The 15,963-nt window shown below is 57.5% G+C and carries 13 protein-coding genes; all 13 read right to left on the bottom strand.

What is annotated here, in order from left to right; translation table 11 throughout:
• Positions 1-14: 14 nt before the first annotated feature.
• The 13 genes from ABOA88_RS12115 to ABOA88_RS12055 all read right to left on the bottom strand — a co-directional run bounded on the left by ABOA88_RS12115 (position 15) and on the right by ABOA88_RS12055 (position 15,962).
• Positions 15-359 (bottom strand): ComEA family DNA-binding protein, encoded by a 345-nt coding sequence (locus ABOA88_RS12115; RefSeq protein ID WP_196169458.1) that lies wholly within the window; start codon positions 357-359, stop codon positions 15-17.
• 179 nt (positions 360-538) lie between these two features.
• Positions 539-2,530 (bottom strand): polysaccharide biosynthesis protein, encoded by a 1,992-nt coding sequence (locus ABOA88_RS12110; RefSeq protein WP_196169459.1) that lies wholly within the window; start codon positions 2,528-2,530, stop codon positions 539-541.
• An 88-nt stretch (positions 2,531-2,618) separates the two neighbouring features.
• Positions 2,619-3,629, bottom strand: a complete 1,011-nt coding sequence (locus ABOA88_RS12105; RefSeq protein WP_196169460.1) for an MraY family glycosyltransferase — start codon at positions 3,627-3,629, stop codon at positions 2,619-2,621.
• Positions 3,626-4,594, bottom strand: a complete 969-nt coding sequence (locus ABOA88_RS12100) for a UDP-glucose 4-epimerase family protein (protein WP_367851164.1) — start codon at positions 4,592-4,594, stop codon at positions 3,626-3,628. Before ABOA88_RS12100 ends, ABOA88_RS12105 begins: the two co-directional genes overlap by 4 nt.
• Before the next feature lie 9 nt (positions 4,595-4,603).
• Positions 4,604-5,731 carry a non-hydrolyzing UDP-N-acetylglucosamine 2-epimerase gene (gene wecB / locus ABOA88_RS12095; protein ID WP_196169462.1) on the bottom strand — a complete coding sequence of 376 codons (1,128 nt, stop codon included), beginning with the start codon at positions 5,729-5,731 and terminating at the stop codon, positions 4,604-4,606.
• The gene (locus tag ABOA88_RS12090) at positions 5,724-6,734 is read right to left on the bottom strand and encodes a polysaccharide biosynthesis protein (protein WP_367851163.1); all 1,011 of its coding nucleotides are present in this window, start codon (positions 6,732-6,734) and stop codon (positions 5,724-5,726) included. Before ABOA88_RS12090 ends, wecB begins: the two co-directional genes overlap by 8 nt.
• A gap of 126 nt (positions 6,735-6,860) precedes the next feature.
• Positions 6,861-7,721 carry a dTDP-4-dehydrorhamnose reductase family protein gene (locus tag ABOA88_RS12085; protein WP_367851162.1) on the bottom strand — a complete coding sequence of 287 codons (861 nt, stop codon included), beginning with the start codon at positions 7,719-7,721 and terminating at the stop codon, positions 6,861-6,863.
• A gap of 22 nt (positions 7,722-7,743) precedes the next feature.
• The gene (locus ABOA88_RS12080; RefSeq protein ID WP_367851161.1) at positions 7,744-9,147 is read right to left on the bottom strand and encodes a hypothetical protein; all 1,404 of its coding nucleotides are present in this window, start codon (positions 9,145-9,147) and stop codon (positions 7,744-7,746) included.
• Positions 9,148-9,155: 8 nt separating this feature from the next.
• Positions 9,156-11,582 carry a hypothetical protein gene (locus ABOA88_RS12075; protein WP_367851160.1) on the bottom strand — a complete coding sequence of 809 codons (2,427 nt, stop codon included), beginning with the start codon at positions 11,580-11,582 and terminating at the stop codon, positions 9,156-9,158.
• 42 nt (positions 11,583-11,624) lie between these two features.
• Positions 11,625-12,836 (bottom strand): glycosyltransferase family 4 protein, encoded by a 1,212-nt coding sequence (locus tag ABOA88_RS12070; protein ID WP_367851159.1) that lies wholly within the window; start codon positions 12,834-12,836, stop codon positions 11,625-11,627.
• Positions 12,837-12,839: 3 nt separating this feature from the next.
• Entirely contained in the window at positions 12,840-14,036 is a 1,197-nt protein-coding gene (locus ABOA88_RS12065; RefSeq protein ID WP_367851158.1) for a glycosyltransferase family 4 protein, read from the bottom strand.
• 44 nt (positions 14,037-14,080) lie between these two features.
• Positions 14,081-15,199 (bottom strand): N-acetyl sugar amidotransferase, encoded by a 1,119-nt coding sequence (locus tag ABOA88_RS12060; protein WP_367851157.1) that lies wholly within the window; start codon positions 15,197-15,199, stop codon positions 14,081-14,083.
• Positions 15,189-15,962 carry an AglZ/HisF2 family acetamidino modification protein gene (locus ABOA88_RS12055; RefSeq protein ID WP_367851156.1) on the bottom strand — a complete coding sequence of 258 codons (774 nt, stop codon included), beginning with the start codon at positions 15,960-15,962 and terminating at the stop codon, positions 15,189-15,191. Before ABOA88_RS12055 ends, ABOA88_RS12060 begins: the two co-directional genes overlap by 11 nt.
• Between the last annotated feature and the right edge of the window lies 1 nt (position 15,963).

Here is a 15,963-nt window from a genome sequence, read left to right as displayed (position 1 = left end):
CATTTTCCGGTGAATTACTCCGCCACCACCAGCTTGTCACGGTTGCGCTCCAGCAACGCATTGCCGATACCTTTGATTTCCAGCAGCTCATCCACCGAAGTGAATGGGCCATTGGCTTCACGGTAGGCCACGATCGCTTCGGCCTTTGCCCTACCGATACCGTTGAGTTCCTTTTGCAGGGTTAGGGCGTCGGCGGTGTTGAGGTCGAGCTTGGCGGGTTGGGTGTCGGTGGCAAGGCTCATCTTTGTTGCGGCCAGTTCTGTGACCTGAGCCGGTGCTGGATTGGCTACGGCGTTACAGGTGAGGGACAGCCCGGCGAAGAGCGGAAGCAGTAAGTAAGACAGGATGATGTTGCGCATAAATGTCACTCCTTGAGGTTAGGTTCAAGCAACGCTCCTTGGTTGCGAGACCAACAGTAGACATCCCCTTGAGGTTGCGCAAACCGACAGCCTGCAGAACTTTATTCCAGAAGTTTCAATAGGTTGGCCAAAGCCCGTGGATACAAAAACGCCCGACAAATAGTCGGGCGTTTTCGTACTCAAGGTTCCAATCGACGCTGCTGATAAATCCAGTCCACGATCTCCCCATCTGGGGTGTAACCGCTCACGGTCTCTCGCAGCAACTGACGCGCCCTTGCGTAGTCGTCGGTCGTTACCGCTGCGACCAACTGGTCGAGTCGCTCCCTGAGCACATCCCAAGGCAAGAAGTCCTCATGCGCACTCATGATCATAGGATGCCGGGTCGACTCGACGTTATCGCCGATCAACAGCTCTTCATACAGCTTCTCGCCTGGACGCAGCCCGGTGAACTCAATGGCGATATCGCCCGTTGGGTTGGTTTCGGTGCGGATGCTCAAGCCAGACAGATGGATCATTTTTTCTGCCAGCTCGACGATTCTCACCGGCTCGCCCATGTCCAGCACGAAGACATCGCCCCCCTGCCCCATGGAGCCCGCCTGGATCACCAATTGGGCAGCTTCAGGGATGGTCATGAAGTAGCGGGTGATCTTCGGGTGCGTCACCGTCAACGGACCACCTGCCTTGATCTGCTGGCGGAACAGGGGGATGACCGATCCAGAAGAGCCGAGGACATTGCCGAAGCGCACCATGGTGAAGCGGGTCGAGTTGATGTACGAGACGTTCTGGTTGTCATCCTGCAACGCCAGGGAGCTTTCCCGACTCAACGCCTGCAGAACCATCTCGGCCAGGCGCTTGCTGCTGCCCATCACATTGGTGGGCCTGACCGCCTTGTCGGTGGAAATCAACACGAAGTTGGCAACGCCTGCCTGCAACGCGGACTGCGCGGCATTGAGCGTGCCGATCACATTGTTCAGCACCCCCTCGGCAACGTTGTGCTCGACCATGGGTACATGCTTGTACGCCGCCGCGTGGTAAACGGTCTCGACATGCCAGGTTTTCATGACATGCAACAATTTGCCCTGGTCACGCACCGAGCCGAGAATCGGCAGCAGACGCACATTCAAAGCCTCGCGCTGGCAACGCTGCTCCAGCTCGCTAAGAATACTGTAGAGGTTGAACTCGCTGTGCTCGAACAGCAGCAACGTGGTCGGACCCAGCTTCATGATTTGCCGGCAGAGTTCAGACCCGATCGACCCTCCAGCCCCTGTCACCATCACGACCTTGCCGGTGATGCATCGCTGCAATAGTCCGGCCTCCGGCGGTACAGCGTCGCGACCAAGCAGGTCGGCAATGTCGACCTCCTGAATGTCATCCACTTTGACCCTACCGCTGGCCAGGTCCATCAGGCCGGGCACGCTGCGCACATGCAATGGGAAGCCTTCCAGATAACCCAGGATCTCCCGTTTTCGCGCCCGATTTGCCGACGGGATCGCCATGAGGATCTCTTGGGCGCCCGTATCCTCGATCATTTGCTGGATATCATGAGACTTGTAGATGCGCAGCCCAGCGATGACTCGGTCAGCGATGCTCGGGTCATCGTCGATGAATGCAACTGGACGCATCATGCGCCCCATACGCAGGGCCGATACAAGTTGGTTGCCTGCGGCCCCAGCGCCATAGATGGCTACACGCACCAACCCTTCATCGCGGTCTGTAAAAGGCGCTCGCGACACGGAGAACCAATCGCCCATGAAGTACTGACGCATCAGCAAGCGCAACCCGCCCACCATCACCAAAGTCAGCCACCAATAGTTGAACACGATCGAACGTGGCACCAGGGTGGTGTGGTTGCTGTACCAGTAGACGAACAGCGCCAGAACCAGCGATGACAACCCGACTGCCTTGAAGATTGTCACCAGCGCTTCGTTGCCGAAATAACGCATAACGGCCCGGTACAGGCCGAACTGGATGAAAATCGGAATGGCCACTAACGGCGCAACAATGAACAGCCAAGGATGAAGCAGCACGGGGTTGCCTGCGTCATCGAACCCCAGACGCACGATAAAGGACATCCAGAGGGCCAACCAAACCAGCAGCAGGTCGACCACCACTTGCAGAATCCGCTTGTTGCGACGCGGCAAGGCCAGCAGCCTCGCTCTCAATTTATCCATCATCAGAACCTGGTCCTGTCCTTGCTTCCCGCAAATCTCGACTTTATTGGTATGGCTACACGACGGAGCCGGCCATCACCTACACCTATCACGATTCTTTCGCGCCAGCGCGATAAAAGAGAGCAAGCGCCACCAGCGGCGCATAGGCAACCAGCAGCCAGAGCAACCCATCCTCTGCAGACCAGACGACATAAGCAGCAAGCGGCAACAACCACAGCAGGTTGATCGCCAGCACAGCCAGTGTAACCGGCAAATGGCGACCGTATCGACGCGAGGCAAACTGATAGGCATGGCTGCGATGGGCTTCGTAAACCTTGTCACCACGAATCAAACGGCGCACCAGGGTAAAGGTCGCATCGACCACGAAGACCCCGAGGAGGATCAACCAGCCCCAGAAAAGCTGCGGTGAATGCCAGGCCGCCAGCAGCGACAACACCGCCAACACGATGCCGAGAAAACCGCTGCCCGCATCGCCCATGAAAATACGCGCGGGCGGAAAGTTCCAGAACAGGAAACCCGCCACCGCGCAGGCGAGCAGCAATGGCGCCCAGATCAGCGAAGTCGCACCCGACAGTGCATAAAGCACACAAGCGCCCAGACAGGTGGTAATGGCCTCGACACTGGCAATACCGTCGATGCCATCCATGAAGTTGTAAAGATTGAGCATCCACACGAGGTAGAAGGCCGCCAGCACATGCCCGGTCCAACCCAGCGACAGGGTCATGCCGAACATCTGCAGCGGCGGCAAACCACCCAGCCAGACCAGCGCCCAGATGGCTGCACAGAAATGTCCGAGCAAACGCCAGCGCGCAGCGATATGGCCATGGTCATCCATAAAGCCAATGATCGCCACCAGCGCGCCGGCTCCAAGCAGTGCAGCCAGGGAAGCACCATCAAGGGCTCCCCCCCACGTCAGCAACGGCAGTGCCAGCAAAAATGCTACGACGATCGCCACCCCACCGCCACGCGGTGTCGGGAGTGTGTGCGAGCTGCGGGCATTAGGAATATCGATGATGCTTCGGGCCAATGCATAACGACGCAACAGCGCTGTCATTGCCAACGAAAAGACGACAACCAGGGGAAGCAACCAATAGATCATTTACGAATAGAGTCCAGATAATGCCGGGCGGTGGCTGATAATGCAGCATCCACCTTGACCGGCGGGGTCCATCCCAGCAATGCGCGGGTCTTGTCGATATTTACCGCCAGCGAGCCGCAAAGACGTTGCGAAAGCGCCTTGCGCCCAAGACAGGTCGCCGCCAGGCTCAACATCCAAGCGGGAACCGGCAGCAGCCTGGCTGGCTTGCCCAATGCCGCAGCCATCCGCCGCAGCAACTCGGTGGTTGACAGATCCTCACCATCGCTGACCAGGAAAATCTGATTCGCCGCCGCCGGGTGCGATGCACAGGTCACGATCAGATCGACCAGATTGTCCAGCGCGACGAGGCTGCGCTGGTTGCCGATGGCGCCAAACGGCAATACCACGCCACGCTCAAGCCAGCGCATCATTGCCAGGAAATTGGCCTTGACCCCTGGCCCATAGACAAGCACAGGACGAATGATGACGACCTCTATCCCACCCTCGGCCGCTAGCTGCAGCAATTGCTGCTCCGCCTCATGCTTGGACACGCCATAAGGGTCCTGAGGCGACGCAGCATCGTCAGCACGGTAGGCCTTACCTGGCTGGGTACCTTCGCCATTTACCTTGATTGAGCTGATGAATACAAAACGCTTCACACCCGCGGCTGCAGCCTGACGCGCCAAGTTCAGGGTGCCCTCTACATTGACCCGGCGAAACGCTGCCAGCGGGTCCGCTTCAGTGTCATTCATGACATGCACACGGGCTGCCGAGTGGATGACGACATCCACCCCGGACAATGCCACCTGCCAGCCATCAAGAACCGTAAAATCGCGGCAGACCACCGACTGTGCGACTGAAGGTACAGGGGCGGCGTCGCTGCGCACAGCGCACACCAGCGAACAGCCGCCATCGGCCAGCAACCGCTTGGCAACCGCCGAGCCGACAAATCCGGTCGCCCCCGTTAGGAAGACCCTTTGTGTCATGCCGGACACTCAGGCTTTGCGCCAGACGGTTCGATTGATGTAGTCCGTGTAGCTCAGCACCACGCGCACCACTTGCTGGGATACAGGCCCGCCTTCATAGTCCGGCACGACCGGGATCAGCCGCTGCCCGCCCTGGTGCTGGCTGGTGATCACCTTGACGGCAGCCAGTACCGATTCGGCTTTCAGGCCGCTCATGATCAACGTCCCTTCGTCCATGCCTTCCGGACGCTCATGGGCATTACGCAAGGTCACCGCTGGCAGGTTCAGCAGCGAAGCCTCTTCGGTGATGGTGCCACTGTCGGACAGCACACAGAACGCCGACATCTGCAGCTTGATGTAGTCCAGCAGGCCGAACGGCTTGACGAAGCGGATCAACGGGTGGTCGAGGCTTTCGCCCAGGCTTTCCAGTCGTTTGCGGGTACGCGGGTGGGTCGAGACGATCACCGGATAGCCGTACTGGTCCACCAGTGCACGCAGGGTGGCCAGGAAGTCGCGCAGGTTGTCCGGGCTGTCGACGTTTTCTTCGCGGTGAGCGCTGACAATGAAGTACTTGCCCGCCTCCAGACCGTCGCGGGCCAAGACGTCCGACGCTTCGATCTTCGGCATGTAGTACTCAAGCACTTCATGCATGTGCGAGCCGGTCTTGATAATCGTCTCCGGACGGATGCCTTCGGCGATCAGGTAGCGACGGGCATGCTCGGTCAACACCATGTTGATGTCCGAAAGGTGGTCGAGCACCTTGCGGTTGAGCTCCTCTGGCACACGCTGGTCGAAACAGCGGTTGCCCGCCTCCATGTGGAACACCGGGATCTTGCGACGCTTGGCAGCAATCACCGCCAGGCAGGTGTTGGTGTCCCCGTAGAGCAGTAGTGCATCGGGCTTTTCCAGTTCGAACACCGCGTCGGCCTTGGCGATGACCTCAGCGATGGTCTGCGCCGCGGTATCACCGGCAGCACCAAGGAAATGGTCCGGCTTGCGGATCTCCAGGTCATCGAAGAACACCTGGTTCAGCTCGAAATCGTAATTCTGCCCCGAATGCACCAGGACATGGTTCACCTGGCGATCAAGCTCGGCGATCACCCGGCTCATCTTGATGAGTTCGGGGCGGGTGCCGACCAGAGTCATGACCTTAAGCATTCAGTTGCTCCTTGATGTAGTCCAGCTTCAGCAGCAACTGCTTGACGCCCGCGATATCGAGGCGTTCGGTGTTGTGCGAGGTATAGTCCTCCAGCTCGGAGATCTTCTCCTCGCCTTCGACGAAGTACTTTTTGTAGTTGAGGTCGCGATTGTCCGCAGGAATACGGTAATAGCGCCCCATGTCCTCGGCCTTGGCCATCTCCTCGCGAGAGACCAGCGACTCATAGAGCTTCTCGCCATGGCGGGTACCGATCACACGCAACATGCTGTCGCTGGCGAACAGTTCCTTCAGCGCCTGGGCGAGGTCTCCTACGGTCGAGGCCGGGGCCTTCTGCACGAACAGATCCCCCTGCTCGCCATGCTCGAAGGCATGCAACACCAGATCGACAGAGTCTTCCAGCGACATCAGGAACCGGGTCATGGCCGGGTCGGTGACAGTCAGCGGCTCACCCTTGCGCATCTGTTCGATGAACAGTGGGATGACAGAGCCACGCGAAGCCATGACATTGCCGTAGCGGGTCGAGCAGACCACAGTGCCGCCCTGGGGAATCATCCGCGACTTGGCCACCACCAGCTTTTCGGCCATCGCCTTGGAGATACCCATCGCGTTGATCGGATAGACCGCCTTGTCGGTAGACAGCACCACCACACGCTTGACGCCACTGGCGATAGCAGCGTTCAGCACGTTTTCGGTACCGATGACGTTGGTACGTACCGCTTCCATCGGGTAGAACTCGCAGGAAGGCACCTGCTTGAGCGCCGCAGCATGGAAGATGTAGTCGACCCCGACCATCGCCTGCTTGAGGCTGTCGTAATCACGCACATCACCGATGTAGAACTTGACCTTGTCGTTGGCCAACGCGATACGCATGTCTTCCTGCTTCTTCTCGTCACGGGAGAAGATGCGGATCTCACGCACGTTGGTATCGAGGAAACGCCGCAACACCGTGTGACCGAAGGAGCCGGTGCCTCCGGTGATCATCAATACCTTGTTGTCGAACATAGAACCTTCTGAATCATTGAGGCTTCATCATGAAGCACTATTAAAAGGATCCGTGCCAGGAAAGCTATCAACTGCCTGGCACCCAGCACGTCTGGCACTGCCAACCGTAGTGAGATATCAGTACCCTCAACGGCCCGCTTTCATGCTGCGAATCAGCTCGCGCCACGCGGGCGCTACATAACCGGTTGCCTCACGGAAGCGTGAGCCGTTGAGCGAGCGATCAATTTCCAACGCGCTATCCGGTCGAATCTCGATCTGCTTACCATACTCAGCCGCCACCACCCCCAGCAAATCGAACTTGGCGATTGGCTCCGCAGCGACATGATACAGGCCCCAGAGGTCTGAGCGTGGGATAACGAAGTCTTTCATGACCCGCGCCAACTCCACGGTCGGCAGCCCGGAAAAAATCGCCTTGGTGAACCCCTTCACGCTGCCCTGTTGAGCCAGAAACCAGTCGACCAGGGCATGACTGGAGCCCAGCTCGTGGCCGATGATCGAGGTTCGCAACGTGATGGCGTGCGGCAAGTCATGCAACTCGCCAATATACTTGGACTTGCCGTACAGGTCTTCGGCATCCGACAAGTCGGACTCAAGGTAGCGCCCCGTCCGCCCGGAAAACACGCAATCCGTACTGACATGAATCAGACGTGCGCCTACCAACTCGCACAGCCGTGCCAGCCGATGTGGCAGCAGCGCATTGATGGGGAGCGCCGTCAGTGGATCATTGGCATCCGCGAGGTGCTTGATCAACCCGACGCAATTGATAACCACATCGGGCCTGACCTTGGCGAGCGTGGCCGCCAGGACATCCTGATCAAGCACATCCACGCCTCGGATTATGCGCCCGTGTGCCTGAGACGGAAAATTGGCAATCGCTGCGGTGCTGCGCAGCGTTCCCCAAACCTCATGCTCCGCGTCAGCGGAAAACACACGAAAGACAGCGTTGCCGAGCATGCCGGAAATACCGAGAACAAGAACCCGCGCCATAAATCGTCAACCTTTCCAGAAATCAGTGCTTGTAGATGAAACGTAGTGCCCTGTCACAGGAAAACAGGATCAGGACATTCAGCAGAATCGAGCCGAACAGCAGATAACTCTGCAGCGGCACATAACCAAAGCTGGTGAAGCGGAAGGCAATCACCTGAGCGATGAGGGCGCAGAAAGCAAGATTCCGCCCCCCCAAGCGGTAAACCAGAAACTCGAAGATCACTGCGACCAGCGAAAATGCCATAACAGCGAAGAACAAGAACACGAACGAGCCGGGATAGAAGAGAAACGCCAGATAACCCGGCAGGGAGATGAAATGCGTCCCATCATCCCGCGCATTGTCATAGGCAGTGACGACAAAGTGCTGGTCGTAATAGGAGTTCACGTTTTTGTCGAAACGCTCGCTCAACGCCTCTTTGAACACCGACCACCCCTGATGGTTCGAGCCGACGACCGCCATGACACCCTCGATGCCTACCCACCGATCCAGGAACAGCATGGAAGTCTGCTGCCTTACGGCATCCTCCTTCACGGACTGCGAGAAACCTTGATAAAAGGCGGTAGAGCGCAAAAAATTTACAGAGAGCACGGAGGCCACGAAAAAGAACATGAACGCCACAACGACATAGGCCGCAAGCCCCAAGCGTAGCCGCTGCTCTGTACGCCAGAACAGTGACACCGCACCAAACATCAGCGCCGAACCGTTCAATATCATCCCGCGACTCCACAGCGAAATGTTCGACAGGCACGTTTCCAGCAAGGCGATGGTAATTGCGATCCAGTACCGCTCTCTGTTGATTTCAAATTCGAAACGCAGGATCAAGGTAGAAACCGACGCCATCCCGAACATCAATAACCACGAAAAGACACCGTTCAGTCCGAAAGGAAGCTGTAGCCGAGAAACAAGCCCCCGTTGGTAAATCCCCAAATGAGCGTTGATCACGCAGACGATAAGCACCGCAAAGACAAAAGCAACCAGCAGCGCTCTGCGATATCGCCGATAGAACGTAAACAGCCCGGTATAGGTAATGCCAGGCAGTGTCTCCGGGTAGGAGAAGAAACGCGGCCTGACCAGACGCACCAGGAGAATGGCGGCCAAGGCGCAGGAAACGACCAGCAAAGCCTTGTCCAGAGCGCCAGGTGAACCGTCGAACGCGCCCACGGATATGTTGAACTTTCCATTGGAAAATGCCGTATGCACACTAAATTTGAGCCAGAAACCGATCCACAGCAATACGCCAATGAACGCGTCGAAGAAAATCGCACCACGACCGAACCCAAAAAAGAGCACCGCGGTGGACAACGCGGTAAATAAAAGATAGACCCACGCACTCCCTTGGTATTGAGATAATGCGCACACTACCAATATCGCGATTGCCGCGAATACCACAGCCCAAGCCCCTTTAACTAGAAATTCCCAACGCATGAAAATCCTCAGGCGGCTTTATTATTGTCTGACGCATGCTGCATGCCGGAAGGTGATATCACCGCCAACAGCACTCCCCACAAAAAGAACATGATCACGCCAGAGTAAGGCTGGCGTAAGCCTACCTTGAACATACTGTCGAGCAGCAACATGAAAAAGACGACCGATGCCAGCCCGGCTATCGCAGGTCGAATCCGGAAGGCCTGCCACTGCCGCCCAACGGCGACAAGGCTGTACAGCACCAGCAGTACCAGCGGCATCAACCCCAGAAGACCGAAATTGTACGCGAAATCAAGATAATAGTTCAGCGCACTTGGATGCAGCTCACGGGCAGGTGCTTGCTCATGCCCGAGCAAGGCACTGGTCCAGGTCGACCAGACCCCCTCGACATAGAACGCCCATCGCTCCGAATAGCCAAACCTACCCTCGAGGATAGCCCCCCCCTGCCATACCGCCTCGGAGACCGTCACCGAACTCTCCGCGGGCCAGATCGAATGGACGTACATGGCTGCCAGCAACGCACCGGACAGCACCATTCCCACCAATGGCAGCACTGACCTGCAGCGGCGCCCAAGTGCGACCTGCTGAGCGATGAAACAGCCTATCCCCAGCACAAGAAGCCCTCCGGCAAGCAGCGACCACGACAGGATGACATATCCGCCCATCAGTGTGGCCAACAGATGCAGGGTGATCTGGCCTCTGGCCTCTCCCCACTGTGTGAAGAGAGCCAGAATGAAGAGCGCGACGAACAATACAGGAACATACAGCAGGTGCTGATAAATGCTGAAAAAGTAGACCGATGGCGAAAGCACCAGTTGAGTGTGAAGCACAGTAACCAACAACTGCAAAGGCACGACCGCCAATAGAACTACAAGCGCCGCCCGGGCAAGCTGCTCCAGGCTGTGCTCACGATTGCCATACTGTTGCCCCAGCACCAGCGCAAACATGGGGAGAATGTACTGAAAAAGCAGAATCAGCTTCTGCCGATCTTCACCAGTGGTGTTCAACCCAAACAGCAGACTGGTCAACAACATACCGATAAAAACGAAGAACAGGCTGAGCAGCGCCAATCTCGCCCCTGAATAGGCCCCAAGCAAAACGATACCCAGGTAGCACGCTATCACCGAAAGCGGTATCGGCAGCAATTGCAGGACACCGCCACTACTGAACGCAATGGAAGGATCATCGAACACACCGCCTCTGAACTGGAAAAACAGCGGGAAAAATATCGCAAGGGCGACCAGCAGAAGCACATTGCGCTGGGTGAACCACTCCGTCTCGACCGTTGGCAGCAGGCCGCGGCGCTCGCTTGCGTAGAACACCCACGACAGCAGTGCACCGATCAGGTACAGCAAGGACAGCGCCTGCACGCCCAGCCCGTAGAACAGGAACGGGATACAGGACACAAGCAACAGGTTCGCAAGTATGTCCGAGCCGAACACGTCACCACCTTCCTGATGCTGCAGAATCCGCAGACGAATACGCTGGGCCAGCACCATGACGACGCCGCCCACCAGGGAGCATCCCACCGCTAGCCAGAAAAGCTGGCTCTTGTGAGTCCACTCGAACCAATGTGGAACCACCCATGCACTTGCCGCCAACAGCAAGCCGACCAGCGCCATGGCCAACAACATGAGGCTGAACAACTTTTGCAGACGACCGGCTCCGGAGCCCTGCCGCTCCTGACGAACCATGGTCGGCCCCAATGCCTGGGAAAAGACCGTTCCCAGAATGCCACCCAGCGCAAAGGCGGAAAACAGATCACCAGCGACCTGCTTTTCGGCTACCAGCAGGATGAACAGACGGAACACGTAAACGGATACACCGATTACCGCAGTCGAGCCGAAATGCGGAAGCAACAGCCGCACGCTGGCGATCAGCGGCGCCCAACCACCCGGCACACGCCATGCCCCCCCCCTGCCCAGGCATACCAGCAAAGGCGATAGCGCCCAGAGCAGAATCGCCGGCAGGGCGAACGGCTCGTCACTCAGCAGGACAAGCAACAGTAAAAGACTCAAGGCGCCTTGCAGGAACAGAAAACTCATCGCAACGGTGTGTCGATGATTCAACTCCTGCTCACTGAGAAAGATTTCCGCAATCCACTCCGCAGACCTGCGCACCACCAGGAACAAGACAAACAGCCAGCCACCATCGACCACCGGCACGCACAACATCCAGGCAAGCACACCCAACGGCAACAGCAGGATCAAACGCAAGCGCAGGAGACCGGCCGGATTGATCTGCGCGGACTCAGCCAGAACGAGGCTGCGCGCATTGCCCGAGAACGAGTAGAACAGCGCCACCGTGGCGCCGTGGATGAGCCCGAAATCCGCCGCCAGACCAGGCTTGCCAAACAAGCTGAGTCCGATCATGACCAGCATCATGGCAAAAGTGTTCGCCATGAAGGCAACCGGAAAAACGATCACACGCATCATCGTATCATCGTATCCTTAGAAGGGAGATCCCGTTATACGCTGTCAGCGCTCCAGCAGCTCGACCAGGCGAGTCACCTGACTATGCATTTCAAAATGGGCATCAAAGTACGCCCTACCAGCCTGCCCCATGGTTTCCCGCTCAATCGCGGCCAGCGCCTTCATTCGCCTGATGTTGGCAACCAGTGGAGCGACCTGTTCCGCAGGGGATGCCATGCCCGCTCCCGCTTCACAGACCACTCTAGCCCCCTCTCCGTTCATTGCAGCAATGATAGGCCGTCCAGCGGCGAGATAAGCCTGAATCTTGCTTGGGATGGTCTGGGCGAAGGCTTCTTCATCAGTCAGAGAAACCAGCAATGCGGACGAGCGCTGGAAAATCTGCGGCATCGTATCCATCGGAAAACGCCCAGGCAGGACAAGATTGTTCAACCCTAACTCCTGCTGCTGAGATATCAACCACTCCATGCGACTGCCACTCCCCACCAGGACTATGCGCACCTGTGGATCATCCCTTAGTTCAACTGCCGCCTGAACCAAGGTATCAAGCGCCTGAGCGGTGCCGAGATTACCGGCGAACACAACGCAGAAGTGCTGCTCGAGCAGCGTCTTGAGTTCAGGCCCGATATCCAGTGCCGAGCGCACCGAACCTGCATTCATGGAGTTGGGGTAATAGTGGATCTTTTCCTTGGCCGCATACCGTGAGACCGGCTCGACGAACGCACGCGATTGCACGAGCAGCATGTCGCAGCAGCGATAAATTGCCTTGACCATCCAGCCTACCGCCCTGAGTGCGTGTCGATTGCGCACGAACCCGGTAGCGGACAGGCTCTCCGGCCAGAGGTCCTGAACCCAGAGGGCCAAGCGGGCTTTCTTCAGCCACTTGAGGGCGATGGCCGGAATGGCTTGGGTAACCGGAGACGGCGCGAAGACCAGGATCGCATCGAACTGCCGCCCCCGAAGCATCCAGGGCAGTAACAGCAACCCGGAGAAAACGAAAGAAAGGTAATTGAGGATAAGGTTCTTGGCTCCCCCTCTACCCCTCGGCCACAGCGGCACCCGAACCACCTCGATACTCTCCTCGAAGTGCTCGCGCTGAGTGCCCCTCGCGCGGTAGCCAGAAAAGATGTTGCCGTCCGGGTAATTGGGTTTGCCAGTAGCAACCATGACACTGTGTCCCTGCTCGTCAAGCGTGCGCACGATGTCGTTGATGAGGAAGCTCTCCGGCCAGAAGTACTGGGACAGCACCAAAATGCGCACAGTTCAAGGCCTCGTCCGTGATGAATGAATTTGTCGGTACAGTTCGAGCATGAGTGCCGCGTTGGCCTCGATGGAAAAGTTCTGCTCAGCCCAGACTTTCGCCTGCCTGCCCAGCTCACGACGCCACTGCGGCGACTCTGCCATACGCTGCAAGGCATCGGCGATCAATTCCGGATCCGGGGTGGGTACCGCAAGACCGGTAACCTCGTGAAGCAAGGCATCCGGCACCGGGTTCGCGACAGCGACCACGCTTGGAACGGAGTAGAACGCAGCTTCGAAAACCGGTCTGCCCGCAGCATCCAGGTGCGTAGGGAAGCAGAGAATGTCCAATTGTGGATACAGTGAACGGACATCGCCCACGAAACCGAGCAGTTTGACCTGGTCGGCAAGCTGTTCACGCTGAATGATTTCCTCAAGCTCGCTGCGCACATCCCTTGCAAAACCGAACTTGCCCAGCACCCACGCTTTCAGCCCAGATAACTGACGCGCATTTTCACCAGCGATCAAGCACTGGATGCGAACGCCGCGCCGTTTGAGAATATGTATCGACTCGACCAGTTCGAAAATCCCCTTGAGAGGAATCAAGCCCCCGAGAAAACCGACCGACACCACGCCGTCGTCACTCCTTTCCCGGCAGACCAGTGCGGGCTGCGAGATCTTGAGGCCGTTGTGAATCACGCTCAGAGGCAGATCAGCCGCCAGCGTCGCGGCGACCGTATGGTCGATCGCTACCACTGCATCGGCATAGCGGCGTAGCAGCGTATTCACCCAGCGGGTACGCCGCCCTTCACCGGGCTTGCGCTGCAAGGAGCGCACATGCACAACCAATGGCACCCGGAACAGCCATCGGGCGACCAGCCCAAGTGGTAGCAAGGTGATCTCGTTGATATGAATCAGATCGAACGATCGATGACGAAGTCTCCACAACCCAAGCAACGAGCTGGGTAGCAAAAACAGTTCACGTAGCGGAATGATCCAGCGAATTTTTCGATAATAACCATAGCGGGTATTGTCGAATTGACTGAGGCCACGCACGGCGTGCACCTGCAACCCCGCATCGGCAAAAGACTTGCAGACCGCGCCTTCAGGCGTCAGAACGGTGCCACGCACGCCCTCCTGATGCAGCAAAGCATAGAGTTCGACAAGACTTTTCGATGCACCGCCAAACGCTGCTGCCGGATGCAAATACAAGACGTTCACAAGAAGTTCCTACAGAGCAATACCGATAACCTTATCGAGCCGACTCAGCCGCGTTTCATTTGATAGAGCTTGCGCAGCAGATCCCAGGCGAAGCGCTCGCTGGGATAGGTGTCGTGCGGGACGGCTGGCCGTTGCAGATAATCCTGCAACTGGCTTTCGCTCCAGCCCATTTTCTTGAGGAAGTATTTGCGGTCACGTTCAAGCTCTTCGGCCGACGCGTAGGGCGATTTCTGCAGATGCTCGAACGCCTCGTCCCGCGCCATCTGGCCACTCATGACCAGCGTCGACAGGTGCAACTTGCGCTTATCCACATCAAACTTCTGCGGCAGAATAAAACCTTGATAAAAACGGGTAAACACCGACTCATAGTGCTTGTACGGGTAACGCTTGTATGCGTACTTCTGCTCCAGCAGGTCCAGTGCCTGATCTTTCTGGTAATCATACAGATCCAGGAAAGACGCCCATTGGATACCGCGCACGACTCGGTTATAGATGTACCCGGTGGTCCCCATGATCGGGAAGGTCTTGATACGCACCGCGTTGCGCCGCGCGATTGCCTTGATGTTACGCTTGTCCCACTTACGCCAGTTCCAGTCCTCTGGCATCGGCATACCTTCGGTCGCCGAGTTGCTGCCGGAAAGGATGTACTTGATGCCGTAACGCCTGGCCTGTTCGTAATTCACCGCCAGCATGGCATTGTCGTAGAGCAGTTCGACATCAATGACATCAGCATCGAAGAACGCCTGCATCAGCCCTTTGTATTCGGGCCAATCAATCACGTGGGTATAAAGGTCCACACCCAAGTGCGTCACCAGGTTCTTGATGTTGTTGACCGCCAGTTCGGAGTTCCAGTTGTTATCCATGTGCACGGCCAGCGGACGAAGCCCCTCGGCCATCGCCAGATGGATGACATAGGAACTGTCCACGCCACCGGAAAGCCCGATGATGCAGTCGTATTTCTTGCCTTTGCCCGCTTTCTTCACCTGTTCGATGAAGGCTTTGCGCTGCTGTACACGCTCTGCGTCCGGCGCGAAAACCACGCCATTGACGCGCTGCTGAAAGTACGTGCAGTAGTTGCATACGCCGTGTTCGTCGAACACGATGCCGGCGGCACTATCATCCATTACGCAACGGGTACAGACCTTGTGTTCTTTAGCCGACATCTTTGCCCCTGAAAAGCGATTCTAGCTCTGAATATTTTGGGTAGCTGATCAACACCGCCCGGTGTGGCCCTTGCAGTACGAAAAAGCTGCCCGCAGCCACGGCAGAGGCCCCCGCCTTCGTCGCCTCAACGAAATCCTGCAAGCCGGCGGCGCCACCCAATGCGATCAGCGGCACATCCACTGACCGTGCTGCTTCCTGGATGAGGCGCAGGTCATAACCTTGCTGCATACCGTCACGGTCAACTGCGTTCAGCAGCACTTCGCCTGCACCTGCGGCAACCATCGTCTTGAGGGCGGTCAGCCAATCTTCCTTCAATGCACTGCGCTGCGAGGACGACCAGAGACGATAGCGCCCCAACCAGTCCCGTTTGACATCCACGGACACCACCACGCTCTGGCTGCCGAAGCGCTCTGCAATCTCGGTAACCAGACTAGGGTTGGCAAAGGCGGAAGTCTGCAGAACGACCTTTTCCACTCCGGACGAGAAGATCCTCCGCGCCTGCTCGACCGTGGAGATGCCACCGCCATAGCCTAACGGCATGAAGCACTCGGCGGCTATGCTTTCGATCAGTTCATAGTCCGGTTCACGCCCCAGGCGGCTGGCATCGATATCGAGCAACACCAGCTCGTCGACTTCCTTTTCATTGAAGATACGAATGGCATTGACCGGGTCACCGATGTACTTGTGCTTGCGAAATTTGAGGGTCTTCACCAGACCTCCCTCGCGTAGCAGCAACGCAGGGATCACACGGTGCTTGAGCACG

Source organism: Pseudomonas sp. PKS, from assembly GCF_051913525.1.
In the GTDB taxonomy this organism is placed as follows: Bacteria; Pseudomonadota; Gammaproteobacteria; order Pseudomonadales; family Pseudomonadaceae; genus Aquipseudomonas; species Aquipseudomonas guariconensis_D.
This window is presented reverse-complemented; position numbering and strand designations above follow the sequence as displayed.

Excerpts from the sequence above, each read along its gene's own strand:
- ABOA88_RS12115 (WP_196169458.1), bottom strand. The coding sequence starts at position 359 with ATGCGCAACATCATCCTGTCTTACTTACTGCTTCCGCTCTTCGCCGGG.
- ABOA88_RS12110 (WP_196169459.1), bottom strand. The coding sequence starts at position 2,530 with ATGGATAAATTGAGAGCGAGGCTGCTGGCCTTGCCGCGTCGCAACAAG.
- ABOA88_RS12105 (WP_196169460.1), bottom strand. The coding sequence starts at position 3,629 with ATGATCTATTGGTTGCTTCCCCTGGTTGTCGTCTTTTCGTTGGCAATG.
- ABOA88_RS12100 (WP_367851164.1), bottom strand. The coding sequence starts at position 4,594 with ATGACACAAAGGGTCTTCCTAACGGGGGCGACCGGATTTGTCGGCTCG.
- wecB (WP_196169462.1), bottom strand. The coding sequence starts at position 5,731 with ATGCTTAAGGTCATGACTCTGGTCGGCACCCGCCCCGAACTCATCAAG.
- ABOA88_RS12090 (WP_367851163.1), bottom strand. The coding sequence starts at position 6,734 with ATGTTCGACAACAAGGTATTGATGATCACCGGAGGCACCGGCTCCTTC.
- ABOA88_RS12085 (WP_367851162.1), bottom strand. The coding sequence starts at position 7,721 with ATGGCGCGGGTTCTTGTTCTCGGTATTTCCGGCATGCTCGGCAACGCT.
- ABOA88_RS12080 (WP_367851161.1), bottom strand. The coding sequence starts at position 9,147 with ATGCGTTGGGAATTTCTAGTTAAAGGGGCTTGGGCTGTGGTATTCGCG.
- ABOA88_RS12075 (WP_367851160.1), bottom strand. The coding sequence starts at position 11,582 with ATGATGCGTGTGATCGTTTTTCCGGTTGCCTTCATGGCGAACACTTTT.
- ABOA88_RS12060 (WP_367851157.1), bottom strand. The coding sequence starts at position 15,199 with ATGTCGGCTAAAGAACACAAGGTCTGTACCCGTTGCGTAATGGATGAT.